Origin of the sequence: Seongchinamella sediminis (assembly GCF_003457605.1) — a bacterium.
GTDB classification, from domain to species: Bacteria; Pseudomonadota; Gammaproteobacteria; order Pseudomonadales; family Halieaceae; genus Halioglobus; species Halioglobus sediminis.
The window spans coordinates 54820-81752 of sequence record NZ_QRAN01000014.1 but is presented as its reverse complement, the minus strand read 5'-3'; the positions used below and the strand labels follow the sequence as shown (position 1 = coordinate 81752).

General features: G+C 62.6%; 24 protein-coding genes. 13 read left to right on the top strand and 11 right to left on the bottom strand.

What is annotated here, in order from left to right:
• Positions 1 to 39 precede the first annotated feature (39 nt).
• From DWB85_RS13465 to hemH, 7 genes are all read left to right on the top strand, one after another.
• Positions 40 to 1032, top strand: a complete 993-nt coding sequence (locus DWB85_RS13465; protein WP_162846121.1) for a prenyltransferase — start codon at positions 40 to 42, stop codon at positions 1030 to 1032.
• Positions 1033 to 1098: 66 nt separating this feature from the next.
• A complete protein-coding gene (locus DWB85_RS13460; RefSeq protein ID WP_162846120.1) occupies positions 1099 to 1617 on the top strand; it encodes a NapC/NirT family cytochrome c in 519 nt (172 codons plus the stop codon).
• A gap of 41 nt (positions 1618 to 1658) precedes the next feature.
• A complete protein-coding gene (locus tag DWB85_RS13455) occupies positions 1659 to 3194 on the top strand; it encodes a cytochrome c3 family protein (protein WP_117955548.1) in 1536 nt (511 codons plus the stop codon).
• Between the two features lie 65 nt (positions 3195 to 3259).
• The gene (locus DWB85_RS13450) at positions 3260 to 4084 is read left to right on the top strand and encodes a DmsE family decaheme c-type cytochrome (protein WP_162846119.1); all 825 of its coding nucleotides are present in this window, start codon (positions 3260 to 3262) and stop codon (positions 4082 to 4084) included.
• Positions 4081 to 6345, top strand: coding sequence for an MtrB/PioB family decaheme-associated outer membrane protein (locus DWB85_RS13445; RefSeq protein WP_117955544.1), 2265 nt, complete (start codon positions 4081 to 4083; stop codon positions 6343 to 6345). Before DWB85_RS13450 ends, DWB85_RS13445 begins: the two co-directional genes overlap by 4 nt.
• 34 nt (positions 6346 to 6379) lie before the next feature.
• Positions 6380 to 8671: an OmcA/MtrC family decaheme c-type cytochrome gene (locus DWB85_RS13440; RefSeq protein WP_133300621.1), complete on the top strand. Its 2292-nt coding sequence runs from the start codon at positions 6380 to 6382 to the stop codon at positions 8669 to 8671.
• A 104-nt stretch (positions 8672 to 8775) separates the two neighbouring features.
• Complete coding sequence (gene hemH, locus DWB85_RS13435) at positions 8776 to 9846, top strand: ferrochelatase (protein ID WP_117955540.1); 1071 nt, start codon at positions 8776 to 8778, stop codon at positions 9844 to 9846.
• On the opposite strand, the gene DWB85_RS13430 is transcribed toward hemH, so the two are convergent.
• Positions 9811 to 10044, bottom strand: a complete 234-nt coding sequence (locus tag DWB85_RS13430; protein WP_117955538.1) for a hypothetical protein — start codon at positions 10042 to 10044, stop codon at positions 9811 to 9813. The genes hemH and DWB85_RS13430 overlap by 36 nt on opposite strands.
• 110 nt (positions 10045 to 10154) lie before the next feature.
• Between DWB85_RS13430 and DWB85_RS13425 the strand changes: the two genes are divergently transcribed.
• A complete protein-coding gene (locus tag DWB85_RS13425) occupies positions 10155 to 10490 on the top strand; it encodes a rhodanese-like domain-containing protein (RefSeq protein WP_117955536.1) in 336 nt (111 codons plus the stop codon).
• Here the strand turns inward: DWB85_RS13425 and DWB85_RS13420 are convergent.
• Together DWB85_RS13420 and DWB85_RS13415 are read right to left on the bottom strand one after the other, a co-directional pair.
• Positions 10487 to 10942, bottom strand: coding sequence for a methyltransferase family protein (locus DWB85_RS13420; protein ID WP_117955534.1), 456 nt, complete (start codon positions 10940 to 10942; stop codon positions 10487 to 10489). The genes DWB85_RS13425 and DWB85_RS13420 overlap by 4 nt on opposite strands.
• A gap of 15 nt (positions 10943 to 10957) precedes the next feature.
• Entirely contained in the window at positions 10958 to 11806 is an 849-nt protein-coding gene (locus DWB85_RS13415) for a ZIP family metal transporter (RefSeq protein WP_117955531.1), read from the bottom strand.
• A gap of 179 nt (positions 11807 to 11985) precedes the next feature.
• Here DWB85_RS13415 and DWB85_RS13410 point away from each other — a divergent pair, with 179 nt between their 5' ends.
• Complete coding sequence (locus DWB85_RS13410; RefSeq protein ID WP_117955529.1) at positions 11986 to 13527, top strand: aldehyde dehydrogenase family protein; 1542 nt, start codon at positions 11986 to 11988, stop codon at positions 13525 to 13527.
• 15 nt (positions 13528 to 13542) lie between these two features.
• On the opposite strand, the gene proB is transcribed toward DWB85_RS13410, so the two are convergent.
• From proB to rplU, 4 genes are all read right to left on the bottom strand, one after another.
• A complete protein-coding gene (gene proB / locus DWB85_RS13405; RefSeq protein ID WP_117955526.1) occupies positions 13543 to 14664 on the bottom strand; it encodes a glutamate 5-kinase in 1122 nt (373 codons plus the stop codon).
• Position 14665: 1 nt separating this feature from the next.
• Complete coding sequence (gene cgtA, locus DWB85_RS13400) at positions 14666 to 15859, bottom strand: Obg family GTPase CgtA (RefSeq protein WP_117955524.1); 1194 nt, start codon at positions 15857 to 15859, stop codon at positions 14666 to 14668.
• Between the two features lie 131 nt (positions 15860 to 15990).
• Positions 15991 to 16248: a 50S ribosomal protein L27 gene (gene rpmA, locus DWB85_RS13395; protein ID WP_117955521.1), complete on the bottom strand. Its 258-nt coding sequence runs from the start codon at positions 16246 to 16248 to the stop codon at positions 15991 to 15993.
• A gap of 15 nt (positions 16249 to 16263) precedes the next feature.
• A complete protein-coding gene (gene rplU / locus DWB85_RS13390) occupies positions 16264 to 16575 on the bottom strand; it encodes a 50S ribosomal protein L21 (protein ID WP_117955519.1) in 312 nt (103 codons plus the stop codon).
• Between the two features lie 276 nt (positions 16576 to 16851).
• Here rplU and DWB85_RS13385 point away from each other — a divergent pair, with 276 nt between their 5' ends.
• Positions 16852 to 17814: a polyprenyl synthetase family protein gene (locus tag DWB85_RS13385; RefSeq protein ID WP_117955517.1), complete on the top strand. Its 963-nt coding sequence runs from the start codon at positions 16852 to 16854 to the stop codon at positions 17812 to 17814.
• A gap of 146 nt (positions 17815 to 17960) precedes the next feature.
• Positions 17961 to 19595 (top strand): glucose-6-phosphate isomerase, encoded by a 1635-nt coding sequence (gene pgi / locus DWB85_RS13380; protein ID WP_117955515.1) that lies wholly within the window; start codon positions 17961 to 17963, stop codon positions 19593 to 19595.
• 513 nt (positions 19596 to 20108) lie between these two features.
• Here pgi and DWB85_RS13375 read toward each other — a convergent pair.
• Genes DWB85_RS13375 through DWB85_RS13365 form a run of 3 tightly spaced genes read right to left on the bottom strand, consistent with a single transcriptional unit; the run spans position 20109 to position 23728 of the window.
• A complete protein-coding gene (locus tag DWB85_RS13375; RefSeq protein WP_275400479.1) occupies positions 20109 to 21461 on the bottom strand; it encodes a phosphohexomutase domain-containing protein in 1353 nt (450 codons plus the stop codon).
• Between the two features lie 5 nt (positions 21462 to 21466).
• The gene (gene galU / locus DWB85_RS13370) at positions 21467 to 22297 is read right to left on the bottom strand and encodes a UTP--glucose-1-phosphate uridylyltransferase GalU (protein ID WP_117955513.1); all 831 of its coding nucleotides are present in this window, start codon (positions 22295 to 22297) and stop codon (positions 21467 to 21469) included.
• A gap of 21 nt (positions 22298 to 22318) precedes the next feature.
• Entirely contained in the window at positions 22319 to 23728 is a 1410-nt protein-coding gene (locus DWB85_RS13365) for a mannose-1-phosphate guanylyltransferase/mannose-6-phosphate isomerase (protein ID WP_117955511.1), read from the bottom strand.
• A 223-nt stretch (positions 23729 to 23951) separates the two neighbouring features.
• Here DWB85_RS13365 and fabA point away from each other — a divergent pair, with 223 nt between their 5' ends.
• Both fabA and fabB read left to right on the top strand, forming a co-directional pair.
• Positions 23952 to 24467, top strand: a complete 516-nt coding sequence (gene fabA, locus DWB85_RS13360; RefSeq protein ID WP_117955509.1) for a 3-hydroxyacyl-[acyl-carrier-protein] dehydratase FabA — start codon at positions 23952 to 23954, stop codon at positions 24465 to 24467.
• A 4-nt stretch (positions 24468 to 24471) separates the two neighbouring features.
• The gene (gene fabB, locus DWB85_RS13355) at positions 24472 to 25698 is read left to right on the top strand and encodes a beta-ketoacyl-ACP synthase I (RefSeq protein ID WP_117955507.1); all 1227 of its coding nucleotides are present in this window, start codon (positions 24472 to 24474) and stop codon (positions 25696 to 25698) included.
• Positions 25699 to 25730: 32 nt separating this feature from the next.
• Here fabB and DWB85_RS13350 read toward each other — a convergent pair whose 3' ends face one another.
• Positions 25731 to 26933, bottom strand: a complete 1203-nt coding sequence (locus tag DWB85_RS13350) for a molybdopterin molybdotransferase MoeA (protein WP_239017329.1) — start codon at positions 26931 to 26933, stop codon at positions 25731 to 25733.

Below are 26933 nucleotides of genomic sequence, written 5' to 3'. Positions count from 1 at the left end.
CGGCTTATCCCAACCAGAGCAGAGCAAAGCGGCGAAAAAATGATCGATGTGAAAATGTGGGGCCGGGCCCTGCACCAGATGCCAAAACTGTCCCAGCACGAATGGCAGGCACTGGACCCGGTGGCCCGCTGGCTGATTGCCTGCCGCGCCTCGGTATTGTTCATGACTTTTACCGCCGCCGCCCTCGGCGGGCTGATGGCCTGGCGGGCAGGTCTGTTCCAGTGGGACCTGTGGCTGGCAACCGTGATCGGCCTGATGTTCGCGCACGCCACCAACAACCTGCTCAACGATTACACCGACTCGCGCCGGGGCATAGACAAGGACAACTACTACCGCAACCAGTACGGCGTGCACGTGCTGGAAGACGGTCTGATGAACGAGGGCGAGTTCTGGCGCTATCTCGGGGTGACCGCCGGCATTGCCATGGCGCTGGGCGGCTGGCTGATTTACCAGCGCAGCGGCCTGACCCTGGACCTGATGCTGGCCGGCGCTTTTTTCGTGCTCTTCTACACCTGGCCGCTGAAGTATTACGGCATGGGGGAGCCGGCGGTACTGCTGGTCTGGGGCCCGCTGATGGTGGGAGGCAGCTACTACGTGCTGGCCGGGCAGTGGAGCTGGGACGTGACCTGGCTCAGCCTGGTCTTTGCCCTGGGCCCGACCACCGTATTGTTCGGCAAGCATACCGACAAGCTCGAGGCCGACCGGGGCAAGGGCGTGAATACCCTGCCCGTCATACTCGGGGAAAAGCTGTCGCGCCACAGTGTGCTGGTGATGATAACGGCCCAGTACCTGCTGTGCCTGGCACTGGTTGCGGGCGGCAGCTTCGGCTGGCCGCTATTAATCGTGCTGGCCAACGTGCCCAGGTTGCCCGCGCTGCTGCGGGTATACCGCCAGGCCAAACCAGCGGCTGCGCCGGGCGATTACCCGCCCGGCATCTGGCCGCTATGGTTTTCCGCGTTCGCGTTCAGACACACCCGACAGTTCACTTCCCTGTTCCTGCTGGGTCTCATCGCCGACACCCTGATGGCCTGATACGCTGGATTTTTCCGCGGGCCTGATTCAGAATAACCCCACACCAACTAGGGAATGGGATCAATAATGGGGAACAGGAAGACTCTCCTGCTGCTGGCCGCAGGCGTCGTGATCGGCGCTGCCGGGCTGCTCACTTTCGAGGCCACCCTGCACGCGACCAGCACCGACAAGTTCTGCACCAGCTGCCATGAAATGGAAATCCCGCTGGCACAATTACAGAAAACCAGCCACTTCAATAACGCCAGCGGGGTCAGCGCCGGCTGTTCCGACTGCCACGTTCCCCGGGAGTTCTTCCCCAAAATGGTGCGCAAGGTCGAAGCGGCGCGGGAAGTGTGGGGCTCCATAACCGGCATTATCGATACCCCCGAGAAGTACCAGGCCCACGCACCGGCCATGAAGGAGCGGGAAATCAACCGGCTCAAGGCCAACGATTCCCAGGAATGCCGCAATTGCCACGACGCCCAACGGATGCTCTCGGTGATCCAGACGTCCAAGGCCCAGCGTTTCCATCGCGCGCTTGCCGCCAATCGCAAGACCTGTATCGACTGTCACGCGGGCGTTGCTCACCCCGACAACTCGATCTGACCACGGCGCCGGCGACACCACCCGGCAGGAGAGACTCGATCATGCGAAATACCGTTATCGCCGGACTGGCCCTGCTGTTGCTTGGCCTGGGGGCCGCTGCCGCCACAGCCGAGGAAACGGGTTCCCAGGCCTGCCTGGAATGCCACGACTACGGCGAGGATTCGCCGGTACACCTGGTACTGGCCGGCGCCCACGGCACTGCGCTGGAAGCGGGGGATGACCGCCAGGGCTGCATCGAATGCCACGGCACCAGCGCCGACCACCTGCGCGCTCCGCGGCGAAATTCACCGGAAGTCAGTTTCGGACCCCGCTGGAGTTCCAGCGCCGGCGACCAGGACAAGCCCTGCCTGGGCTGTCATGAGCAGGACGCCGCCCGCAGCTGGCGCCACGCCCTGCACATGCACAACAACATCACCTGTATCACCTGCCACGACATCCACACCGCGGAAGACAAGGTCCAGGTCGCCAGCTCCCAGGGCGCCGTCTGCGAAACCTGTCACAAGGCACAGAAACAGGGCATCCACGGCATGGAACGGCGCAAGAAGCGCAACCCGCCCTGTACCGAGTGCCACAACCCGCACAACCACGAAGACGCCCAGGCACAGATGCTCAGCAACGGTTCCGCAGGCTGCCTGTATTGCCATGACCTGGAGCGCATGGCCGGCAGCAAGCGCGTCTCGGCCAAGGCCAAGAGCTACCACAAGGTAATGAACAACCCGGAGCGCACCTGCCTGGACTGTCACCAGGGCATTGCCCACGCGCCCGCGGATTCCGCCCCGCCCATGCACCCGGAGCCTGCGCCATCAGCAGACGTGACCCTGTTCTACCCGGGGATGACCGACAGCGACTGGCTGCTGCACCAGCACCCCGGCTCCCAGCCCCTGCGCCAGGGCGCCAATTGCCTGCAATGCCACCGGGGCGATGAGGCCGCCATGGGTGAGATTCTTGCAGACGGGAGCATTGATCCCGCAGCACGCAATATTGCGCTGGCCTTCGCCGTCACCGATAACGCCCTGCAGGTGAGCGTCAGTTGGCAGGCCAGCAGCGATGACCAGCAACTCTCCATCATGTGGGGCGATCGCAGTAATGATGCCTTCGCCCGCGGTGGATGCTTTGCTGCCTGTCATAACGACATGGCGGGGATGAGCCGTGACCGGGGCAGAGTCAGCCAGAAGTACCTGGGAGTATCCCGGGCGCAAAGGCAGCAAATCGGCCAGCCGGCGATTGTGCGCAGCAGCGAGGAACTTGCCCAATTGCAGGCCGAAGGCAAATTCGCCGAAATCTGGCGGCTGAACCTGCAATCCGGAAAACTGGATACCGCCACGCTGCTGGCGGACACCCCCTGGCAGGCATCAAAGTTGATCGAAATCAACACTTCATCAGACGGTGCTCGTCGCACCGTGGCGTTCACCCGCAGGCTGGACGATACTGAAAGTGGTTTGAATTTTAATAAGAGCGAGAAGTACACCCTGGGTGTTGCCCTTGGCGGCAAACAAAACCCGGGCGCGAAACACTGGGTGTCGCTGCCGCTGACCCTGAGTTTTGGCGGCGACGATACAGACTTCACAGCCGAGTAATGGTGCCGATGAATACGCGATGGATTCGGGCAGTTGTGGTTGCTTGCAGTACACTGCTGGCAGTATTGGCGTGGGCCGACGAAGGCCCGGGCTGCCTCGACTGCCATACCGCAGACGCTGACATACCGGTTCACGATGTGTTCAGCAGTGTCCATGGCAACCTGCTGGGTGGCGGAGCGGCCGCCTGCACCGCCTGCCATGGCGCCTCCGAGGCCCACGATCGCCGGGGCCGCCGCAATCCACCGGATGTGAGTTTCGGCCCGACCTGGCTTTCCGACCTGGAAGCCCGCAACGGCGCCTGCCAGGACTGCCATACGGCAGACAAGCAGTTATTGTGGCTCGGCAGCGAGCACGAGCAGGAAAACCTGGCCTGCGCCGATTGCCATACTTCCCACACCCGCCACGACCCGGCCATGAGCACGGAACTGGCCGGCGACCAGTGCCTGACCTGCCACAGCCGCCAGCGGGCGCAGATGAAGCTGCCCTCCAGGCATCCCATTGCCGAGGGCAAAACAGCCTGCACCGACTGCCACAACCCCCATGGCAGCGCGACCGAGGCCGACCTGCATCAGGTCACCCTCAACGAGAACTGCTACAGCTGCCACCAGGAGATGCGTGGGCCATTGCTGTGGGAGCACGAACCGGTCACCGAGGACTGCTCCACCTGCCACAACCCCCACGGCTCGGTGAACGACCGCCTGCTGACATCCCGGGGGCCCGCCCTCTGCCAGCAGTGCCACTCCGCCGCGTTCCACCCCAGCCTGCCCTATGGGGCCGAGGGTTTGCCCGGCGGCGGCAGCAACCGCAACCTGGTTGGCAAGAACTGCCTGAACTGCCACTCCCAGGTCCACGGTTCCAACCACCCGTCGGGAGCGAGGCTGACACGATGACGCATCGCAGACACCTGCCGTTCCGGCTCACCGCTGCCAGCGCCCTGGTGCTGCTGGCCCATGGCGCCGTGGCCCAGGACGAGGATAAAACGGCGCAGCCGGAGGCCGACTATGCGCCCCTGGTGGTGAACCTGAGCCAGGGCTACCGGATAGCCGGCCACGGTAACGGTCTTGAGCTGGGCCTGGGCTACACCGCCGACGACAACTTCATGTTCGGCCAGTACAACGGCCTGTCGGACGATGGCGCCGTGCTGATTGGCAACCTGCATTGGCAGGGTTTCAGCAACAGTAACAGCCAGTGGCGGGTCTCCATGTCAGACCTGGGCCTGGATACACGGGAAGGCAGGGTGAGCTGGAGCAACAACAGCAAGTTGCAGTTTAGCCTCGGCTTCGATTCCCAGATACAGATCCGTAATAACAGTGGCGAGACCCCGTTCCGCGGTTCCGGCGCGCCCCTGCGCCTGCCCGACAACTGGGTGACCGGCTCCACCACAGGCGACTTCAGCCAGTTGCAGGCCAGCCTGCACCAGTTTGATCGCGAACTCGAACGAGACAAGCTGTTCGCCGGTGTCGAGCTCAGGCTCAACGACAGCTGGCGACTGGACGGCAATCTGTCCTACGAGGAAAAGCAGGGCACCAGCGATACCGCCGGCGCCATGTACGTGGACGCGTCCTCCGGCGATGCGGCGCTGTTACCGCGACCGGTAGACTACCGCACCACCGAGTTTGACCTCGGCCTCGCCTATGGCAGTGGCAAACTCAACATCGAGGGCCGCATCGAGTACTCGGGTTTTAACAACGAGGATGACATTCTGGTCTGGCAAAACCCGTACAGCTCACGTTACCCGGATAGCGCCGGGGGTCTGGGCCAGGCACCTGACAACGAGCAGCTGCGCGGCCGGATCACCGGGCAGTACATCATCACCCCCAGCGCCCGCTTCCAGTTTGATGGCAGTTACGCCGTCACCGAACAGGACCAGGACTACCTCGACTACAGCATCAATCCGGCGGCCAGCCTGAGCCAGCCGCTGCCGCGCGATTCTTTCGACGGCGAGGCGCAGACCGGCACCGTCAATGCCAAACTCTGGCTGCGACCGCTGCGCAAGCTGGATGTCGATATTTATTTCCGCGGCCGGGAGCGGGATTACGACAACCCCCGGGACGGCTATCGCTATATTCGCGGTGATGGCAGCCGCCAGCCGGAGCAGGCGCTCGCCGTCTATAACACCTCGCACCATTACCTCTCCCAGACCACGGGGATAGAAGCCAGTTACCGGCTGCCCAAACGCAGCCGCCTGCAGCTGGAATATGCCTACGAACAGATCGAGCGGGAAAACGCGGCGGTAGAGGAAACCGAGGAAGACCGCTTTACCCTGGGCTACCGCATCCAGCCCTGGAACAATTTCACCGCCCGCGCGGAACTGCTCTATGGCAACCGTGCCGCCGACACCTACCAATGGGACCAGCGTTACTACGCCCTGCTGGACGTCGAACTGATCAACGCCACCCCGGACAACCAGCGTTATATCAACCACCCGGAACTGAGCCAGTATCACCTCGCCAACCGGGAACAGGAACAGGGCAAGCTCGACCTCAGCTGGCTGCCGGCACAGGAGTGGAACCTCAACCTCAGCCTGCTGGTCCGCAACGACGACTACGACAAGACCTACACCGGCCTGCGCTACGCCTACTGGGAGCGCTATCACCTGAGCGCCAGCTACAATCCGACTCAGCACGTATCCGCGACCCTGTACGGCGGCTACGACCGTTTTGAATCAGAGCAGATGGGGCGCGCGTTCCGCGGAGGCGGGGAAAAAGATGCGTTTGCCGTCTATACGCCCCTGCCCCAGGCCAGCGATCCTGACCGCGACTGGCGCACCGACATCACCGACAGCAGCGTCACCATCGGCGCCAACCTGCTGTGGCAGCTGTCGGAGGACCTGGAGCTGGAAGCGGACTACAGCTTCGTCGACACCGAAAGTGACCAGGAATTCAGAACCTACGGTGCCGCTGACCTGGCCCCGGAAGACCTGCCGACGGTGGACACCACCCTGCACCACTTTGTCGCCAGCGGCACCTGGCATATGCGCCAGGACCTGTCGTTCAAACTGGACTACCAGTACTACCGGTACAGCTCGGACGACTGGGCCCTGGAGGGCGTGCAGGCGAACAGCATCGACAAGGTACTGACATTCGGGGCACGCAACCCCAACGAAAATATTCACTACGTGGGTGTATCGGCCGTATACAGCTGGCAGTAACACCAACTTGGCCCTTAGAGGCGGGAGTAGAGCCATGGGAACATTGACACGCAACTGGATGATGGCGGCCACACTCGGCCTGCTGGTCGCCTGCGGTGGTGGTGGCGGCGGTGATCGCGCCGCCGGCGTTGACCCCGGACCACCGCCCGGCAATGGCCCGGTAACACCGCCCCCGCCGATCATTCCTGATCCCACACCCGTCCCCTATACGGAAGCCGGGGAACTGTTGGCGACCATCACCAGCGTCACCCTGGATGACAACAACGTCGCGACTGTCGAGTTCCAACTCACTGACGGCAACGGCACCGCCATCACCGATCTGGAGCCTGGCAATGTTCGCTTTACCATCGCCAAGCTGCAGGCCAGTGAACTCGGCAGCATGACGGGTACCTGGCAGTCCTACGTTAACGACATCGAGCCCCCGGATAACTGGGGGGTGACCGACGTTGGCACCGAGGACCGACTACAGGCAACCTACGAACGCGAAGAGGATAATTTCGTCAACAACGAGGATGGCACCTACAGCTACACCTTCGGCATGAGCCTCAGCGATATCCCCGAGGACATCCTCGCCCAGGCGGAAGAGGAAGGGCTGGACCTGAGCTATGAAGCCGACCGGACCCATCGCGTGGTGATCCAGTTTGACGGCAACCCAAACACCACGGCCAACCCGGTGTATGACTGGATCCCGGCAAACCCCGGTGCCAGCGGCGTATTCAACATGGATATCGCCGCTACCGCCAACTGCAACAACTGTCACGACCCGCTGGCCATCCACGGCGGCAACCGTCAGGAAGTGCAGTACTGTGTGACCTGTCACAACGCCGGCTCCACCGACGCCCACAGTACCAACACCGTGGACATGAAAGTCATGATCCACAAGTTGCACTCGGGGGCCAATCTGCCCAGTGTCGGCGCCGGCGAGGATTACTACATTATCGGTTTCCGCGGCAGCAAGCACGACTACTCCATGCTCCACTATCCCCAGGACATCCGCAACTGTGTTAACTGTCACGCGGGCAGCGCCACCGGTGCAGGCCGCGATGACCTGGTGCTGACTGCCCAGGGCGACAACTGGGCCGAGTACCCGTCCGCCGCCGCCTGCGGCAGTTGCCACGATGGTGAGCGCGCACAGGGCCATATTGCCGGGCAGGAAGAGGCGAACTGCGCCAGCTGCCATTCCAGCAGCGGCTTTGCCGGCAGCATTGCCGACAGCCACCGCATGCTTGTTGCAGAGGCCAGTGAAAGCTTCAAAGCCGAGGTACTCGCGGTCGACAGCACCATGCCCGGTGAACAGCCCGTGGTCACCTTCAAGATCAGTAACCCGGACACTGGCGAGAACTGGGACATCAAGAATGATCCCGCCTTCACCGGCCCCGGTGCGCGCCTGGCCGTTGGCGTTGCCTGGGATACTGACGACTACAATAACATCGGCAACCAGGGCGATAACGCCAGCCAGGTACAGACCCAGGACATCGCCAGCTTTGTCGACAACGGTGACGGCAGCTATTCGGCAACCATGCCGGTGGCAGTCCCCGATGGCAGCGCGGCACCTGGCATCCCGGCCAGTGGCTCAGGCGCGGCGACTATCGAGGGTCATCCGGTCCTTGATGTAGACGATGAAGAGGAAGGCGCCGAGACCATCCCGATGACCAATGCACACGCATTCTTCTCTATCAACGAGGCCGATGGCGTCCCCGTGGCCCGGCGCACCCGTGTCGAATTGGATAACTGCCTGGCCTGCCACGGCACACTGTCCCTGCACGGTGGCAACCGCACCGATGATATCGATGGTTGCGTGACCTGCCACAACCCCCGCAATACCGACAAGCGCAGACGTGAAATTGCCATGGATCCGCCCACCGACGGCAAGGACGAGGAATCCATCGACTTCAAGACCATGGTCCACGGTATCCACGCGGCAGCGATACGTGAAAATGCCCTTGAAATCGTCGGCTTTGGCGGCTTCACCACCCACCGGTATAACGAGGATCTGGTGCACTATCCCGGCGATCTCAGCAACTGCACCACCTGTCACACCGACTCCGGCTACACCCTGCCACTGGCGGACGGTGTACTCGGCGTTACCGTGGATACCGGTGCCGACCGCGCCGACCCGAGCGATGACACCGTCGTCACGCCCACCGCGGCAGTGTGCGCCAGCTGTCACGATGACCAGGTGGCCATGTCTCACATGAGCTCCAACGGCGGCAACTTCGCCACCACCCAGGCGGCTCTCGACAGTGGCCAGGTGGTCGAGGAATGCAGCGTCTGCCACGGCAGCGGCCGCAATGCCGACGTCTCAGTGGTGCACAATCCCCGTTAGGCACTGTTAGCCCGTAAACCCGCCGGGCGGCGGGTTTACGGAATCTCGGCAAAAGCCCATCCAATGCTTGGCCAGATGCGTAGATCTACGTATATTGGCCTCCCATGAAATACACCGGCACTGACAACTTCGACCACCAGCAGCCCGCCCGGGTTGGGGTACTGATCACCAATCTCGGGACGCCGGCGGCGCCCACGAGCAAGGCCCTGCGCCCCTACCTCAAGCAATTCCTCTCCGACCCACGGGTCGTGGAAGTGCCCCGCCTGCTGTGGTGGTTCATTCTCAACGGGATAATTCTCAATCTGCGCCCACGGCGCTCCGCCAAAGCCTACGCCACGGTGTGGACAGAGCAGGGCTCACCCCTGCTGGTGCATACCCGCGAGCAGGCCAACCAGCTGGCGCAGGCCCTGGAAAACATTTACGGCGATGACATCCTGGTGGACTTCGCCATGCGCTACGGCGAGCCCTCCATCGACAGCGTGCTGCAGTCCATGTTCGACCGCGGGGTGCGCAAGCTGCTGGTGATGCCGCTGTACCCCCAGTACTCCGGCCCCACGACCGGCTCCACCTTCGACGCCCTGGCCGCGGACTTCAGCCGCCGCCGCTGGCTGCCGCAGCTGCGTTTCGTCGGTCACTATTGTGATCACCCGGGCTACATCGCGGCGCTGGCGGCCAGCATCCAGAATTATCGCGCCGAACACGGCGGCGCCGACAAGCTGGTGTTCTCCTATCACGGCGAGCCCAAACGCTATCTCGATCAGGGTGACCCCTACCACTGCCAGTGCCTGAAAACCACGCGTCTGGTGGCGGAACTGCTGGGACTGGAAGAAGACCAGTACACCACCTGTTTCCAGTCCCGCTTCGGCCGGGAAGAATGGCTACAGCCCTACACGGACGAGACCCTCAAGGCCCTGCCCGCCGAAGGCGTTAAATCGGTACAGGTCATCTGCCCGGGCTTCAGCGCCGACTGCCTGGAAACCATCGAGGAGATCGGGGTGGAGAACCGGGGCTATTTCATGGCTGCGGGCGGTGAGAGCTTCGGCTACATTCCCTGCCTCAACAGCAGCAGCGAACACATCGAAGCCCTGGCCCAGCTGGCGGCGGAAAACCTCAGGGGCTGGCTGGAAAAACCGGCGCGGTTATTCAGCCAGCAGGGTGGCAATAATGGCCTTTAACTGCTCCTCGCTGAATTCAGCGTTGTCCGCGTGGCGCTTGATAGAAGTATCGCTGGCCGTTGCCAGAATTTCGTCGGCGCTCATCCCCTCCCAGTCCTCGGCGGGCTCGTGGCAATCCAGGCAAAGCTCTTCATCCCCGGCCTGGGCAGGCAGGGCGAACACGGTGGCGACTGTAACAGCTAGCAGCAGACGTATCATGATGGGGTATCCTTGGCATTTGTAACAACTCGGTATTAATGTATAGCACAAGCAAGCAGGCGGCTCTAGCTGATAATGCGTACGGCATCGACTACCAGAGGAAAATCATCATGACTCATTTCCCACAACTGCTACTGACGCTGGTGCTTGCCCTCGGCGGCACCCTGTCATGGGCCCAGCCGGAAGCAAACGCGCTTATCATCGACACCCGTTCACCGGCGGAATACCAGGCGGGGCACGTGGAGGACGCAGTGCTGATTCCCTACGACGGTATCGAGGCGGGCATCGTCAAACTGACAGAGGACAGGGACCGGCCCATCTACCTCTATTGCGGCAGTGGTCGCCGCGCCGAAATCGCCCGTGAACGCCTGCTGCACCGGGGCTACACCAAGGTCACCAACCTGGGTGGAGTGGCGGAGGCCGAGGCCTTTCTCGGCAGGCCCTAGATCCAGCGCCTGACCCGCCGGCAATAGGCGGGGAAATCCTCGGGAAATGTGTCCCGCAACAGCTGCTCTTCCGGCAGGATAAAGCGGTACTGGATAATGACCATGAAAACCAACGGTACCGCAAAGGCAGTGGCAACACCGAGCAGCACGGCGCAGCCCAGCAACACCAGGGCCATGCCCAGGTACATGGGGTTGCGACTGTAGCGATACACCCCGGTGGTAACCAGCGCGCGAACTTCCCGGAACGGTATCAGGTCGGTATCGGCCCGTTTGAACAGCCCCCCCGCCAGCACCAGCAGGACCAGACCCAGTAACAGCACCAGGCTACCCGCCATTTGCCCGCCGGCACTGGTGAAACGGTTGCCCGGGTAATATTCGTTGCATACGAACTGGGCGATGATCCCCAGCGCCAGCCACATCGGCGGATAAATGATTCGTTTGACTGCAGCCATGCCTGCCCGGCCTCCTCAACCGTGATGAACGCCGGCTGGTTCCACCAGGCCGATGCCGTAGGCAATGACAATACCGAGCAGGAAGGCCAGGGTCAATTTGCCGCGATCGTGGCTGTGAAAGTGGACCTCGGGCAGCAGATCGGACAGGGCGATACAAATAAAGGCGCCGGCGGAAAATGCCAGCGAGGCAGCGACAACCACATCGCGGGACGCGGCGAAGAGGTCGACGCCGAAGTAAAACAGCAGCGCACCCAGCGGACACATCAGGGCGAACAGCAGGTTGGTGAGCGTGCGGGCACTGCGATTCCAGCCGCCGGCTTCCATAATGGTGGTGATGGACATGGCGTCCAGCGGTTTGTGCAACAGAATAGCGAGGAACACACCGACTCCCGCCATGGCGGCGCCGGAACCGGAAGCGCTCTCCCCCAGCATCACCGCGCCAAGGGCGACCCCGTCGATCAGCGTGTGCAGCGCCAGCCCCAGGGCGATACCAATCCAGCTCAGCCTGTGGGCCGCATGCGGGTGCTCGTGGGGAAGATGATGATCGTGGTGCCGATGCTCTTCCGAGCTGAAATCGTGCTGGTGAAAGTGGAACATACGCAATAGCAGCAGCATGGTAATCAGGCCGATCATCAGCCACCAGACTGCGCTGTCTACGGCCCCGGCGCTGCCCGCCATGGCTATGCTGTGTGGCAGCAGGTGGTAAAAAGCCACGCCCAGCATCAGCCCCGAGACCAGGCTCATCACCAGCTGGGTCCGGGTGTGGGTCATCTTCACCCAGTTGGGTAGCAGCCCGCCTACCAGCGAGAATCCGGCAATAGCGAGGCAATAGGCGATCAGGGTGAGCGTGGATGACGCGTGCATAAGGGGCCGGAACCGGGGACAACCAAACCGCCAATTATTTCACATTCGGGCCGTCGGCGCCCAGAAAAGCCTGTGAACAATGACTGCTTTGGTCACTGGTGGATGCCGGAAACGACCATTGACCCGCAGGCTAATGACCATTAGTTTGAGTGCTCTGGCATTCACCGACGGAGCAAGTCATGTCGCTTTACGAACCCATAGCGTCCAGCGATTCACGCCGCCACCTGCAGCTGCGCAGCCCGGTGACCCTGGAACCCATTGGTGAACTGATCTGCGCCAGTACCGAGGACGTTGCCGCCGCGATCCGCAAGGCCCGCCAGGCCCAGCCGGCCTGGGCCAACACCAGCATGAAAGCGCGCGCCGCCATTGTCGACCGGGCCTTGAAAATCCTGCTTGCCCGCCAGGACGAGATCATCGACACAGTGGTGCGGGAAACCGGCAAGGCGCGCACCGACGCCATGAGCATGGAAATCTTCTCGGTGGCCGACCAGCTCTGCTATTACGCCAGGAACGCGGAGAAGTTCCTGGCACCGCGCAAGCGCAAGGTACATGGCCTGCTGGGCCTGATGAAGCAGTTGCGCATTGTCTACAAACCGCTGGGCGTGGTCGGCCTTATCACCCCCTGGAACGGTCCTTTTGTACTGCTGATGAACCAGGCCTGCCAGGCGCTGCTGGCGGGCAACACGGTAGTGGCCAAGGGCTCGGAAGTCACCCCCTATTCAGGCAAGCTGGCAGAGGACATCTTCCTCCAGGCAGGACTGCCGGAAGGTGTGCTGCAGGTACTGCTGGGCGACGGCGAGACGGGCGCAGCCATTGTCCGCGGCGGTGTCGACAAGGTGTCGTTTACCGGCAGCGTCGCCACCGGCAGGTCTGTGGCCGTGGCCTGCGCCGAGCAGCTGATTCCCTGCACCCTGGAACTGGGCGGGAATGACGCCATGATCGTCTGCGCCGATGCCGACCTGGACCGGGCCGCCGACGGCGCCTGGGTAGGATCCTGCATGAATACCGGCCACTACTGTTGCGGAACAGAGCGCATTTACGTGGTGGAATCGGTATACGACGAGTTCCTGCAACTGGTGCTGGACAAAGGCAAGGGCCTGCGCCAGGGCCCCGAGTACGGCTGGGATGAGGATATCGGCGCGGTGTTCTGGGACAAGCAGATGGCCATCATCGAGGCCCATGTGGAAGACGCCCGCGCCAGGGGCGCCACTGTTCTCATGGGCGGCCGCCGCAACCCTGACCTGCCAGGGCTGTACTACGAACCCACGGTGATGACAGACGTAAACAACAGCATGGACATCATGCGGCTGGAGACCTTTGGCCCCATCCTCTGCATCCAGAAGGTCCAGTCAGAAGAGGAAGCCCTGCAGCTGGCCAATGACTCCGAGTTCGGCCTCAATGGCAATGTCTGGACCCGGGACAAGAACAAGGGCTATGCCCTGGCGGCCGCCATCGATACCGGCGCCTGCTCGGTCAATGACATGGCACTCAGCTACGGCATTCCCGCTGCCCCCTTCGGCGGCAGGAAACATTCCGGGGTGGGCCAGGTGAACGGCAAGAAAGGCCTGCGCGGCTACTGCCACGAAATGCCCATCGTCATCGATCGCTTCAGCGGCAAGCTGCAGAATGGCTATCCCTACAGCGCCAAAAGCGCCGAGGGGATGAAAAAGCTGATGAATTTGCTGTGGGTGAAAACGCCCCTCGGGCGCTGGCTGAGCTGAAGCCGGGAGCGCAGACTACACCAGGACCAGGTTGTCCCGGTGCACCAGTTCCTCATCACCGGCGTAACCAAGAATCTGCTCGATATCGGCCGAGGCTGAACCCATAATGCGCCGGGTTTCCGCGGCGCTGTAATTGACCAGCCCGCGGGCGATTTCCCGGCCTTCACCATCGCGGCAGGATACCATGTCGCCACGGGCAAAATGCCCATGCACGCCGCGCACACCTACCGGCAACAGGCTGCGACCTGACTCCCGCAATACTTTCACCGCACCGGCATCCAGCTCCAGGCTGCCCTGGATCTGGACCATGCTCGCCAGCCACTGCTTGCGGGCATTCTGGGGCTGCTTGCCGGTACGCAGCCAGGTGCCGATATCGGCGCCAGAGGTGACCTCGGCGACCACGTCGGCCACCCGGCCGCTGGCGATCACCGTTTCCGTGCCCGAGCGCGCCGCCAGGCGTGCCGCGCGCAACTTGGTGACCATACCACCGCGCCCCAGGGCACCGCCCTCGCCCGCCATGGCGTCCAGTTCCGGGGCGTTGACCTCAGCGCTGCGCACCAGCTGGGCAGCGGGATTCTGGCGTGGGTCCTCCTCATAGAGCCCCTGCTGATCGGTCAACAGTAACAGGGCATCGGCATCGATCAGGTTGGCCACCAGGGCGCCCAGGGTATCGTTGTCACCAAAGCGGATTTCCTCGGTCACCACCGTGTCATTTTCGTTCACCACCGGTACCACGCCCAGCCGCAACAGGGTGTTGAGGGTTCCCCGGGCGTTGAGGTAGCGGTCGCGGGCGATAACGTCGTCGTGCCCCAGCAGGACCTGGGCGGACACAATGCCGCGCTCCCGGAATGCGTTCTCATAGCTCTGCACCAGTACCGACTGACCGGCGGCAGCCGCCGCCTGCAGTTCGTGCAACAGGTGGGGCCTGGCGGACATACCCAGGCGCACGACCCCGGCGGCAACCGCGCCGCTGGAAACCAGCACCACCTCACAGCCGCGCTGGCGCAGCGCCGCAAGCTGGGCCACCAGGCCGCGGATCATGTCGTCGTCGAGGCCGCGGCCATCATTGGTCAGCAGCGCGCTGCCGACTTTCACCACCCAGCGGCGGCTGGCGGCGATTTCCGATCTGTCACTCATGTCAGGGCACGTACTCTACATCCACGTCATAGTCATCATCGTCCCAGTCGTCGTCATCCTTCTCGACCTCGGGACCGCGCCGGCGCGAGGCCCGCAACTCGGCAATGCGCTGGCGGGCCTCTTCCTGCATCTGCTGCTGCAGGCGAACATCGACCTCGGCCAGTTCCGGGTCCGCCGCTTCCCGCTCGCGCAGTTCCTCCAGGTAAGTCATCAGATCACCGCAGAGAGCGTCTGTGCCCTGCCCCCGGATGGCAGAAATCTCATAGACCGGGCCCTGCCAGTCAAGCGCCTCGAGCACGGCGGCCCGCCGCCGTGCCAGGGTCTGCGCATCCACCAGGTCAGTCTTGTTCAGTACCAGCCAGCGTTCCCGCCCGGCCAGTGTCGGGCTGAACCGCCCCAGCTCGCCGGCAATTGCCAGTGCTGCATCGGCGGGCTCGACACCGTCATAGGGCGCCATGTCGATAATATGCAGGAGAATCCGGTTGCGGGTCAGGTGTTTGAGGAAGCGTATGCCCAGGCCCGCGCCTTCCGAGGCGCCCTCGATCAGCCCGGGAATATCGGCAATCACGAAACTGCGGTGGGGCTCCACCTTGACCACCCCCAGGTTGGGCACCAGGGTGGTAAAGGGATAGTCCGCCACTTTCGGTTTGGCCGCTGACACTGCGCGGATCAGGGTCGACTTGCCGGCGTTGGGCAAGCCCAGCAGGCCGACATCCGCCAGCACTTTCAGTTCCAGCTTGAGCGAGCGCACTTCGCCCTCGGTACCGGGCGTGGTTTGCCGCGGCGCGCGGTTGGTACTGGACTTGAAGCGGGTATTGCCCAGGCCGTGGTAACCGCCCTGGGCGACCTTGAGCCGCTGTCCGCAGGACTGGATATCACCGAGAATCTCTCCGGTGTCCTCGTCCAGCACGGTGGTGCCCACCGGCACCTTGAGCACCAGGTCCTCACCTTTCTTGCCGGTGCAGTTCTTGCCTTTACCGGCCTCACCGCTCTCGGCCCGGTAACTGCGGACAAAGCGGTAGTCGACCATGGTATTGAGATTGTCGTCGCCTTCCAGAATAACGCTGCCGCCATCACCGCCGTCGCCGCCATCGGGGCCGCCCTTGGCGATGTATTTTTCCCGCCGGAAACTCAGGCAGCCGTTGCCGCCCTTGCCGGCGTATACGGTGATACTTGCTTCATCTACGAATTTCATCTTTCTCTGCCTTGTTTCCGGAATTACACTGCGCCCCGCCTCCGGAGTCTGCCCGACATCCTGAAATCATTATATAAAAAAAAGCCCCGTCAATTGACGAGGCTTTTTGGTCTTAATCGCGAGCAGCGCGATCAGGCGCTCACCACCTGAACGTACTTGCGGCTCCTGGGGCCGCGGGTCACGAATTCAACCTTGCCGTTGGACAGGGCGAACAGGGTGTGGTCCTTGCCCATACCCACGTTCTCACCCGCGTGGAATTTGGTGCCACGCTGGCGCACGAGGATATTGCCTGCCAGGACTTCCTGGCCACCGAAACGCTTTACACCAAGGCGTTTACTCTCGGAATCGCGTCCGTTACGAGTACTACCACCAGCTTTCTTATGAGCCATTATCCAAATCCTCCTTTACGCCGAGATACCGGTAATTTTCACTTCGGTGAACCACTGGCGGTGGCCAGTTTCTTTCCGATGGTGCTTACGGCGGTTAAATTTAACAATCTTTACTTTTTTGTGGCGGCCGTGGCCTACCACCTCAGCAGTGACCCTGGAACCGTCGACAACCGGCTTGCCAATCTTGACGTCTTCACCGCTGCCAACCAGCAGAACCTTGTCGAATTCGACGGTTTCACCAGTGGCGGCTTCAATTTTTTCCAGCTTTAGGGTTTCACCCTCAATCACGCGGTGCTGCTTGCCACCGGCTTCGATTACTGCGTACATGTTTCACTCCGTTCAGTTAGCCTGCTCGCTTTTGGGAAAATCCCTTGTAAATCAAGGGGGCAGAGCCAGGCACAAACAGTTAAATAAATACTTGTAACCGCCTGCAGCTGATGCAGCAGGGGTCAGAGGGCGGCGATTTTACTGAAAACCACCCCCTGCAGCAAGGTTTATTTTCAACTGAAAACAAGGGCTTGCGACACTCCGCCAGCCGGCCGACCTTGACAGCGCAACTGCAGTACCCCTAGCATGCGCGAGCACTTAACGACTGTCCTCCCTATGCAAGAAATACGTTCCGCCGTCGCCGCCGAGTTCGAGCAGGTCAACCAGCTTATTATCGAACAACTCCAGTCGGATGTGGACATGGTGGAAAACATCGGCCACTACATTGTCGATGCCGGCGGCAAGCGCCTGCGTCCGCTGCTGGTGCTGCTGACAGCCGCGGCCCTGCGCCGCTGTGAGGGGCCGCAAATCACGTTCGCGGCAGTGATCGAGTTCATCCACACCGCTACCCTGCTGCATGACGACGTGGTGGACATCTCCACCCTGCGCCGCGGCCGACCCACCGCCAACGCCGAATTCGGCAACGCTCCCTCGGTGCTGGTGGGCGACTTTCTCTACACCCGGGCCTTCCAGTTGATGGTACAGCTGGCGGATAGCGAAATCCTGCGCTACATGGCCGACACCACCAACACCATTGCAGAGGGCGAGGTACTGCAACTGGTGCGGGCGGGCAACGCCGGGACCACGGAACAACAGTACCTGGATGTCATCACCCGCAAGACCGCCATCCTGTTTGCCGCCGGCTGCTACGGCGCCGCCACCCTCTGCGGTGCCGATGAGGACACCCGCCAGGCCATGCGCCGTTTCGGCCTCAACCTGGGTATCGCGTTCCAGATGATCGATGATGTCCTGGACTATGAGGGCGATCCGGCCGCCATGGGCAAGAACGTCGGCGACGATCTCACCGAGGGCAAACCCACCCTGCCCCTGATTTACACCCTGCAACACGGCAGCAGCGAGGAGCAGGCAGTCGTCAACAGGGCCATCACCGAAAAGACCGCTGACGATATTACCCAGGTGCTGGCAGCGGTTCAGCGCTGCGGCGCCATTGATTACACCCGGCAACAGGCCCGCCACTACCACGACCTGGCGCTGGCGGAACTCCATTCCCTGGACGACAGCGCCGCCCGCAGCGCCCTGCAGGCGATTACCGCGCTATCCATCAACCGCAATCACTGACCCGCCGTCGCTGGCGTTTGCACCCGCCAGCGACAGTTCATATACTGCCAGAGCCCTGAGGCAACCCACAGCACGCGCGCATACCACTACAATCACAGCGTGCGGCAAACACTGACTCACCGCAGTGACCCAAAAGGATACCGGCAATGGCTGCCACTCCTCTGTTTTCGCAACTGCCCTCCCACGAGGAAACCCGAACACTCGCCACCACAATGCACACCGCATCCGTTAGCGCCCTGTTGGCCGAGGATCCGCGGCGGGCGACCGATTTCACCCTGGCCGCCGCCGGCCTGCAGCTGGACTACAGCAAGCACCTGCTGGACCGAACGGCGCTGCAGGCACTGCTGCAACTGGCCGTCGAGGCGAAAATGGAGACCGCCATCGCCGGCCTGCTCGCTGGCGCGGAGGTCAACAACACCGAGAACCGCCCCGCCCTGCATACCCTGTTACGCGCTGGCAGCGCTGGCGGTCTCGGCGACAGGTTCACGGAAGTCTGTAAGGCCCGCGATACCATGCGCCAGTGGAGCGAGCGCCTGAACGCGGGCCAGCACGCCGGTTTTTCCGGCCGCCCCATCACCGACGTGGTCAATATCGGCATCGGCGGCTCGGACCTCGGGCCGCGCCTGGTCACCGAAGCCCTGCGCCCCTACCAGGGCAACGTCAGCTGTCATTACGTGGCCAATGTCGACCCGGCGGACCTGCAGGACACATTACTGGAACTGGAGCCGGCTTCCACCCTGTTCGTTGTCTGTTCCAAGTCCTTCCGGACCGAGGAGACCCTGACCAACAGTCTCGCCGCCCGCCAGTGGATGAAAACCGCCGGCGCCCGGGATGAAGACCTGGATAAACATTTCCTGGCGGTAACCAGCAATCTGGAAGCGGCGGCGGAGTTCGGTATTTCCCCGGGCAATTGCCTGCCCATGTGGGACTGGGTCGGTGGCCGCTACTCGGTATGGTCCGCCGTGGGGCTGTCCTGCGCCATCGCTGTGGGCTGGGACAACTTCCAGGCCTTCCTCGCTGGCGCCGCCGCGATGGATGAACACTTCGGCTCGGCGCCGCTGGCAGCCAACATGCCGGTAGTCATGGGCCTGCTGGAAGCCTGGTACGTCAACTTTTTCGGCGCTGGCAACCATGTGGTTCTGCCTTACGATAACAACCTGCAGAGACTGCCCGACTTTCTGCAGCAACTGACCATGGAAAGCAACGGTAAGCGGGTCAGCAGGGACGGAAAGCCGCTGGACTACCGCACCGGGCCGGTCCTGTGGGGCTCCGCCGGCACCATGGGCCAGCACTCCTTCCACCAGTTACTGCACCAGGGCACGGAACTGTGCCCGGCGGACTTCATCCTGCCCCTGACCACCCACACCGGGATGAGCGAACAACACCGGCGGCTGGTGGCCAACTGCCTGGCCCAGAGCCGCACCATGATGGTGGGCCGCAGTGTGGCACAGGCCCGCGAATCCCTGCTGTCCCGCGGCATGGATGCACAGCGCGCAGATGAACTGGCACCCCACCTGGCGATGCCCGGCAACCGCCCCAACAGCGTCATCACCATGGCGGCCCTGACCCCGGCAACGCTGGGGGCGTTGATCGCGCTCTATGAGCACCGTACTTATGTCAGTGGGGTGCTGTGGGGGATTAATTCCTTCGACCAGTGGGGGGTTGAGCTGGGCAAGGAGATCGGGGGGCAGATTCTGGGTTTGCTTTCCGGTCATGACTCGGATGCGGAGATGGATCCGGCGACTGAGCGCTTGATTAAAGAATGGGCCGAGGTGCAGTAGCCTCCTGACAAGCCCGCATCTTGACTGACGGCTCGGAGTCCCGGAAGTTCAATTTCGGGACCGCCAACAAGCGGCGTCCATGCCAGGCTCGGCCTCGGGCATCCATGCCCTCGGACGCCCCGCAATTGAACTTCCGGAACCCCGAGCCTCGGTGGGTGGTACCATTTGGCTCGTCATCCTCGCGCTGGCGAAGATACAGGTCTGTTTGGTACTGACAGTGCAATCTATGTGCCCGATTCCAGATTTAAAAGCGATTGAATACCGGAACGTCGGCCCGTCGCCTACGACGAAAGCGCACTAAAAGATAGCGCTAAAGTCCACTGAACGAGGATCGGGGTGCCGGGTTTTCGATTTCGGGGCGTCTGCGCACAGGACGTGCGCAGCCGAGTCTGTACATGGATGTGCGCTTTTTGACGGTCCCGTAATCGAAAACCCGGGACCCCGATCCGGCAGTCAAGGTGCGACATCCAATACCCGGCATTCGAAACCCGAAGCACTCGTTCAGGTAAGCCTTCAAGCCTCAATCAGCGCCAGTAACTCGTCGGTCTTCGCCCGCATCAGCGCCGCATCCCCGCGGCTCTCCACATTCAGCCGCACCACCGGTTCCGTATTGGACATACGCAGGTTGAAACGCCACTGGCCGCAGTCGACGCTGACCCCGTCGGTATGGTCCACGCTGCCCTGATCCGCATAGGCGGCCTCCGCTTTCGCCAGCACCGCGGCGGCATCCTCCACACTGCGGTTGATCTCACCGGAGCAGGGGTAGGCCGCCACGCGCTCGGCAACGAGCGTGGACAGGGGCTTGCCGGCGGCGGATACCAGACCGGTGACCAGCAGCCAGGGAATCATGCCGCTGTCGCAATAGGCGAAGTCGCGGAAGTAGTGGTGGGCGCTCATCTCGCCGCCGTAGACAGCGTTTTCGCTGCGCATCCGCTCCTTGATAAAGGCATGGCCGCATTTGGTGAGAACCGGAACCCCGCCCGCGGCCTCTACCATCTCCACGGTGTTCCAGGTCAGGCGCGGGTCGTGAACTATGCGGGCGCCCGGTTCCCGCTGCAGGGCCGCTTCCGCCAGCAAACCCACCAGGTAATAACCCTCGATGAACGTACCGCGCTCATCGTAAAAGAAGCAGCGGTCGAAATCCCCGTCCCAGCCAAGACCGAGGTCGGCACCGTGCTTGCGCACCGCGTCGATGGCGGCGGCGCGGTTTTCCGGCAACAGCGGGTTGGGAACGCCGTTGGGGAAGTGGCCATCGGGTTCGTGGTGCAGTTTTACAAACTCGAAAGGCAGGTGCGGTTCCAGCAAATCGATAACCCTGCCGGCACCGCCGTTGCCGGCATCGACCACGATTTTCAGCGGTTTCAACGCCGCCACGTCGACATAGGACAGCAGGTGTTCCACGTAGGCCTGGTCGGTGTCCAGGGGATGCAGAGTGCCCGCCACCCCGGCCGGGGTGAACACATCCCGCTCCGCAAGGGCCTGAATGTCCTTGAGCCCGGTATCCGCCGACACCGGTCGCGATTCCTCGCGCACAAATTTCATGCCGTTGTAGTCTTTCGGGTTATGGCTGGCGGTGACAGCGATGCCTCCACCCATGCCGGCATGAGACGTGGCGAAGTAGATCTCCTCGGTGCCGCACAGGCCGATGTCGTAGACATCGACGCCCTGCTCCAGCAGCCCCGCCGTCAGTGCCGCCTTGATAGCCTCACTGGAAAGGCGGATATCATGGCCTACCACGACCTTGCCCGGCCTGATGACCTCGGCATAGGCCCGGCCGATACGGCGGGCTACCTCCTCGTTGAGCTGGTCAGGCACCCGGCCGCGGACATCGTAGGCCTTGAAGCAGGTAATTTTTTTCAGCGCCATCAGTTTCAGTCCCTGGCGTAGTAATTCTCGTAAACGTGATTGGTGGCCTCGACAAAGCCCGGCACGCTGCCGCAGTCAAAACGCCGGCCCTTGAATTTGTAGGCCATGACACACCCGCGCCTGGCCTGGATCTGCAGGGCATCGGTCAGCTGAATCTCACCGTTGGCGCCAGGCTCCGTCTCTTCGATGATCTCGAAGATGTCGGGAGTGAGGATATAGCGGCCGATAATCGCCAGGTTGGAGGGGGCGTCCTTCTGGTCGGGTTTCTCCACCATGTCATCGACCCGGTAAATGCCGTCCTTGAGGCTTTCGCCGGCAATCACGCCGTACTTGTGCACCTCTTCCATGGGCACTTCCTGTATCGCGACAATGGAGCAGCGGAACTGGTTGTACAGTTCAGCCATTTGCGCCAGTACGCCCACGCCGCCGGCGTTAAGGCAGAGGTCGTCCGAGAGCAGCACGCCAAAGGGTTCGTTGCCGACCAGCGAGCGCCCGGTAAGAATCGCGTGGCCAAGCCCCTTCATTTCCCGCTGGCGCACCATGGTAAAGATGCCCTTGTCGAGTACGTTGCGAATACTTTCCAGATAGGCTTCCTTGCCGGTGCCGGAAATCTGGTGTTCCAGCTCGTAACTGATGTCAAAGTGGTCGGCAATGGCACGCTTGCCCCGGCCGGTGACAAAGGCGCAGGTGGTCATACCCGCCTCTATCGCTTCTTCGACGCCGTACTGCACCAGCGGCTTGTTGACCACGGGCAGCATTTCTTTCGGCATGCTCTTGGTAGCGGGGAGAAAGCGGGTTCCATACCCGGCAACCGGGAACAGGCACTTCTTGATCATAGGGGTCTCCTTCTGGCGCGCCTAGCCCTGGCGTCCATACTCGTCATCAAATCTTACAATATCGTCCTCGCCGAGATAGGTACCAGACTGCACTTCAATCAACTCCAGCGGAATGCGACCGGGGTTTGCCAGGCGATGCCGGGTACCCAGGGGAATATAGGTTGACTCGTCCTCGGCCAGCATGAAGACCTTGTCGTCACAGGTCACTTCCGCCGTGCCGCTGACCACGATCCAGTGCTCGGCCCGGTGGTGGTGCATTTGCAGCGACAGCCGCTGGCCCGGGGCGACGATGATGCGCTTTACCTGAAACCGGTCTGCCGTAACCAGGGATTCGTAGGATCCCCAGGGGCGGTATACCCGCCGGTGCAGGGACACCTCCGGCCGCTCCTGTTGCTTGAGTCGATTGACAATGCGCTTTACGTCCTGGACCTTGTCCCGGTCTGCGACCAGCACCGCGTCTGCCGTTTCAACCACTACCAGGCCGTCGACACCGGTGGCCGCCAGCAGCCGCGAATCGCTGTAAAAGTAGCTGTCGCTGCAGTTATCGAGAATGACGTCACCGCGGCTGACGTTGCCCTGTGCATCGTGTTCAGCGACATCCCACAGGGCGGACCAGGCACCGACATCACTCCAGCCGCAATCCAGCGATACCACACCGCCGCGGTCGGTATGTTCCATTACCGCGTAATCGATGCTGTCCGCAGGGCAGCTGTCGAACAGCGCCGGGTCGGGGCGAATAAAATCCATGTCCCGGTTGGCGGCCTCCATGGCGGCGCGGCAGCTCGCCAGTATTTCCGGGGCGTGCTTGCCCAGTTCGTCCAGGTAGGCGGCGGCGCTGATCAGGAACATCCCGCTGTTCCACAGGTAGTTGCCGCTGGCGAGATACTCACTGGCGGTAGCGGCGTCGGGTTTCTCGACAAAACGCTCCAGGTCGAACAGGTCCGCCGCAAGTGACTCACCACACTTGATGTAGCCATAGCCGGTTTCAGGACTGGTGGGTACCACGCCAAAGGTCATCAGCCGGCCCTGCTGCGCCATGGGCACTGCCTTGCCCACGGCGGCAACAAACGCCGCCACGTCCTGGATGAGGTGATCGGCGGGCAGGACCAGCAACAGCGATTGTGGTTCCTCGGCGGCCGTATACAGCGCCGCCAGGGCAACCGCGGGGGCGGTATTGCGCCCCGCCGGTTCCAGGATGAGCGCGCTGGCATCGAGATTCACCTGCCGCAGCTGCTCGGCAACCATGAAGCGGTGCTCCTCGTTACAGACCACCACCGGCGCCGACTCGTCCAGCCCGCTGGTGCGCTGGAGCGTTTCCTGCAGCATGGACAACTCGCCGGCCAGGGGCTGGAACTGTTTCGGGTGGGCCTCGCGTGACACTGGCCAGAGCCGGCTGCCCACGCCGCCGGATAGAAGAACGGGAGTTAACATGGCTATTCCTGCGTTGAGCTGCTCTTGGCCCGCCGGAACGGGGCTGCCTGTTGACAGCACAGGCAAGCTGTCAGGGAAAACATCTTATCTGACACGCCCCCTGTTGACCAGTTACCGCCCCCCGGTAACGGCTGTTACAGTGCTGGACTTGTGGCCCCCAGTCATTAGAATGGGCACGCTCACTGCACGCTCCTCCGGCACCGGCCGACAACACGGATTAATCATGACAGGACAAAGCGCATATACCAGGGAAGAGCTGGTAGCCTGTGGTCACGGCGAACTGTTTGGCGAGGGTAACGCCCGCCTTCCCGTAGACAACATGCTGATGCTCGACCGTATAACCCACATCAGCTCCGAGGGTGGCGCTTTCGGCAAGGGTGAAATTATCGCCGAGCTGGATATCCACCCCGATCTCTGGTTCTTTGATTGCCACTTCCCCTCGGACCCGGTAATGCCCGGCTGTCTGGGCCTGGACGCCATGTGGCAGCTGCTGGGCTTCTTCCTCGGCTGGCGCGGCAACCCGGGCCGCGGTCGCGCCCTGGGCTGCGGCGAGGTCAAGTTCACCGGACAAATCCTGCCCAGCGCCAGCAAAGTGGTCTATAACATTAATATGAAGCGGGTCATCGAGCGCAAACTGGTCATGGGCATTGCCGATGGCAGTGTCTCGGTCGATGGCCGTGAAATCTATACAGCGACCGACCTCCGCGTTGGCCTTTTCACCTCAACGGAGTCCTTCTAAACCCATGAGCAGAAGAGTAGTTGTCACCGGCCTGGGCATTGTTTCCTGCCTGGGCAACAGCGCCGAGGAAGTCACCCGCTCTCTCTACGAGTGCAAATCCGGCATCAGCACCCGCCAGGAACAGATTGACATGGGGATGCGTTCCCACATTGCCGGCAGCCCGGACATCGACACCGCGGCCCTGATCGATCGCAAGCAGCTGCGATTCATGGGCGACGCCGCCGCTTTCGCCTACATCTCGATGTCACAGGCCATCGCCGACGCCGGCCTGGAAGACAGTGACGTGTCCAATGTCCGCACCGGCATTATCGCCGGCTCCGGTGGCGCCTCCTCGGCCAGCCAGACCGAGGCGGCAGACATCCTGCGCGAGCGCGGGCTGCGCCGGGTCGGCCCCTACCGCGTTACCCAGACCATGGGCAGCACCGTCTCCGCCTGCCTGGCGACACCGTTCAAGATCAAGGGCGTCAACTATTCCATTTCGTCCGCCTGCTCCACCAGCGCCCACTGCATCGGCAACGCCATGGAGCAAATCCAGCTGGACAAGCAGGACATTGTATTCGCCGGCGGCGGCGAAGAACTGCACTGGACCCTCTCCAGCCTGTTCGACGCCATGGGCGCCCTGTCCACCAAGTACAACGACACCCCGGAACGGGCATCGCGGGCCTACGACGCGGATCGCGATGGCTTCGTCATCGCCGGTGGCGGCGGCATGCTGGTACTGGAAGAACTGGAACACGCCCGGGCCCGGGGCGCGAAAATTTATGCGGAACTGGTGGGCTACGGTGCCACCTCCGACGGACACGACATGGTCGCCCCCTCCGGCGAGGGCGCCGTGCGCTGTATGCAGCAGGCCCTGGCCACAGTCCAGGGTGAGATTGATTACATCAACGCCCACGGCACTTCAACGCCTGCCGGAGACATCCAGGAACTGAAAGCGGTCCGGGAGGCCTATGCAGGGCGCGGCAAAATCCCGGTGGTCGGTTCCACCAAGTCACTGTCCGGCCATTCACTGGGCGCCGCGGGTGTGCAGGAGGCCATTTACTCCCTGTTAATGCAGCAAAACAACTTTATCGCCGAATCCGCCAATATCGAGAACCTGGACCCGGAGGCGGAGGGGCTGCCCATTGCCCGCCAGCGCCAGGATAACGTCGACCTGCAGCGGGTTATGTCCAACAGCTTTGGATTCGGCGGCACCAACGCGTCACTGGTGTTCCAGAAACTGGCAGATTGATCCCGACCGGGAGCGGCCCCGCTCCCGCGGCGCTAGGCCAGCAGATCCAGCGGCAACACCTGTACCTCGTCACCTTCACTGATCACGGTGCCGGCGGGCACTACCGCCAGCGCGCCACTGTGGCTTACCGAACTCAGCACACCGGAACTCTGGTTGCCAAACGGCCTGGCGAGCAGGCCAGCGGGGGTTTGTTCCAGGCTGACCCGCAGGTGATCACGGCGAACTCCCGGGCGCGGCACTGAAAATGCCGCCTTCGCGCGGAATTCGGGCAATGCCTCTCCCCGTGCCCCCTGCAACCTGAGCAGGAAGGGCCTGGCCAGCAGACAGAAGGTGACAAACACCGAGGTCGGGTTACCGGGCAGGCCGATAAACGGGGTGTCCGCAACGGCCCCAAAAGCCAGCGGTTTACCGGGCTTGATCGCCAGTTTCCACAGGTCGAGCCGGCCCAGCTTCTCCACCTGGGCCTTGACGTGATCCTCCTCGCCCACGGAGACACCGCCGGAAGTGACAATACAATCCGCCTCGCCTGCGGCACGGGTCAGGGCCTCCCCGGTGGCGGCGGGATCATCGGGAATGATCCCGAGGTCGAGCACGGCCATTCCCAGCCTGGTCAACAGGCCGGCGAGGGTAAAACGGTTGGAGTTATACAACTGTCCCGGCGCGAGTTGCCCCCCGCCGGGCTCGACCAGTTCATCGCCGGTAGACATTACCGCCACCACCAGCGGGCGGTATACCAGCACCTGGGCGCAACCCAGCGAGGCCAGCAAACCCAGATCCTGCGGGCGCAACCGGCGTCCCGCCTGCAACACCACCTCCCCGGTGCGGATATCCTGGCCCCGGGGGCGGATATTCTGCCCCGGGCGCACCTCACCCTGGATCTCGACCCCGCCGGCGCGCTCGCTGCAGTTTTCCTGCATCACGATGGCATCTGCACCCGGGGGCACGGGAGCGCCGGTGAATATCCTGGCAGCAGTGCCCGGCGCCAGTGCCGTACCTGTTGCGCCCGCGGCAATACGCTGGCTCACCGGTAAGGGGCCCGGCGCATCGGCGGCGCGCAGGGCATAACCGTCCATTGCGCTGTTGTCTTCGCCGGGCACGTCAATCGACGCTACCACCGACTGGGCGAGCACCCTGCCCAGCGCATCGATAAGGGCTATATTTTCCGTGTTGGGGGTGGAGTCAACCGTTGCCAGTATCTGTTCCAGCGCCGCGTCAACCGGCATCAGTGGCGCCAC

Coding starts and splice junctions, on each gene's coding strand:
- DWB85_RS13465 (WP_162846121.1), top strand. CDS start 40: ATGATCGATGTGAAAATGTGGGGCCGGGCCCTGCACCAGATGCCAAAA.
- DWB85_RS13460 (WP_162846120.1), top strand. CDS start 1,099: ATGGGGAACAGGAAGACTCTCCTGCTGCTGGCCGCAGGCGTCGTGATC.
- DWB85_RS13455 (WP_117955548.1), top strand. CDS start 1,659: ATGCGAAATACCGTTATCGCCGGACTGGCCCTGCTGTTGCTTGGCCTG.
- DWB85_RS13445 (WP_117955544.1), top strand. CDS start 4,081: ATGACGCATCGCAGACACCTGCCGTTCCGGCTCACCGCTGCCAGCGCC.
- DWB85_RS13440 (WP_133300621.1), top strand. CDS start 6,380: ATGGGAACATTGACACGCAACTGGATGATGGCGGCCACACTCGGCCTG.
- hemH (WP_117955540.1), top strand. CDS start 8,776: ATGAAATACACCGGCACTGACAACTTCGACCACCAGCAGCCCGCCCGG.
- DWB85_RS13430 (WP_117955538.1), bottom strand. CDS start 10,044: ATGATACGTCTGCTGCTAGCTGTTACAGTCGCCACCGTGTTCGCCCTG.
- DWB85_RS13425 (WP_117955536.1), top strand. CDS start 10,155: ATGACTCATTTCCCACAACTGCTACTGACGCTGGTGCTTGCCCTCGGC.
- DWB85_RS13420 (WP_117955534.1), bottom strand. CDS start 10,942: ATGGCTGCAGTCAAACGAATCATTTATCCGCCGATGTGGCTGGCGCTG.
- DWB85_RS13415 (WP_117955531.1), bottom strand. CDS start 11,806: ATGCACGCGTCATCCACGCTCACCCTGATCGCCTATTGCCTCGCTATT.
- DWB85_RS13410 (WP_117955529.1), top strand. CDS start 11,986: ATGTCGCTTTACGAACCCATAGCGTCCAGCGATTCACGCCGCCACCTG.
- proB (WP_117955526.1), bottom strand. CDS start 14,664: ATGAGTGACAGATCGGAAATCGCCGCCAGCCGCCGCTGGGTGGTGAAA.
- cgtA (WP_117955524.1), bottom strand. CDS start 15,859: ATGAAATTCGTAGATGAAGCAAGTATCACCGTATACGCCGGCAAGGGC.
- rpmA (WP_117955521.1), bottom strand. CDS start 16,248: ATGGCTCATAAGAAAGCTGGTGGTAGTACTCGTAACGGACGCGATTCC.
- rplU (WP_117955519.1), bottom strand. CDS start 16,575: ATGTACGCAGTAATCGAAGCCGGTGGCAAGCAGCACCGCGTGATTGAG.
- DWB85_RS13385 (WP_117955517.1), top strand. CDS start 16,852: ATGCAAGAAATACGTTCCGCCGTCGCCGCCGAGTTCGAGCAGGTCAAC.
- pgi (WP_117955515.1), top strand. CDS start 17,961: ATGGCTGCCACTCCTCTGTTTTCGCAACTGCCCTCCCACGAGGAAACC.
- DWB85_RS13375 (WP_275400479.1), bottom strand. CDS start 21,461: ATGGCGCTGAAAAAAATTACCTGCTTCAAGGCCTACGATGTCCGCGGC.
- galU (WP_117955513.1), bottom strand. CDS start 22,297: ATGATCAAGAAGTGCCTGTTCCCGGTTGCCGGGTATGGAACCCGCTTT.
- DWB85_RS13365 (WP_117955511.1), bottom strand. CDS start 23,728: ATGTTAACTCCCGTTCTTCTATCCGGCGGCGTGGGCAGCCGGCTCTGG.
- fabA (WP_117955509.1), top strand. CDS start 23,952: ATGACAGGACAAAGCGCATATACCAGGGAAGAGCTGGTAGCCTGTGGT.
- fabB (WP_117955507.1), top strand. CDS start 24,472: ATGAGCAGAAGAGTAGTTGTCACCGGCCTGGGCATTGTTTCCTGCCTG.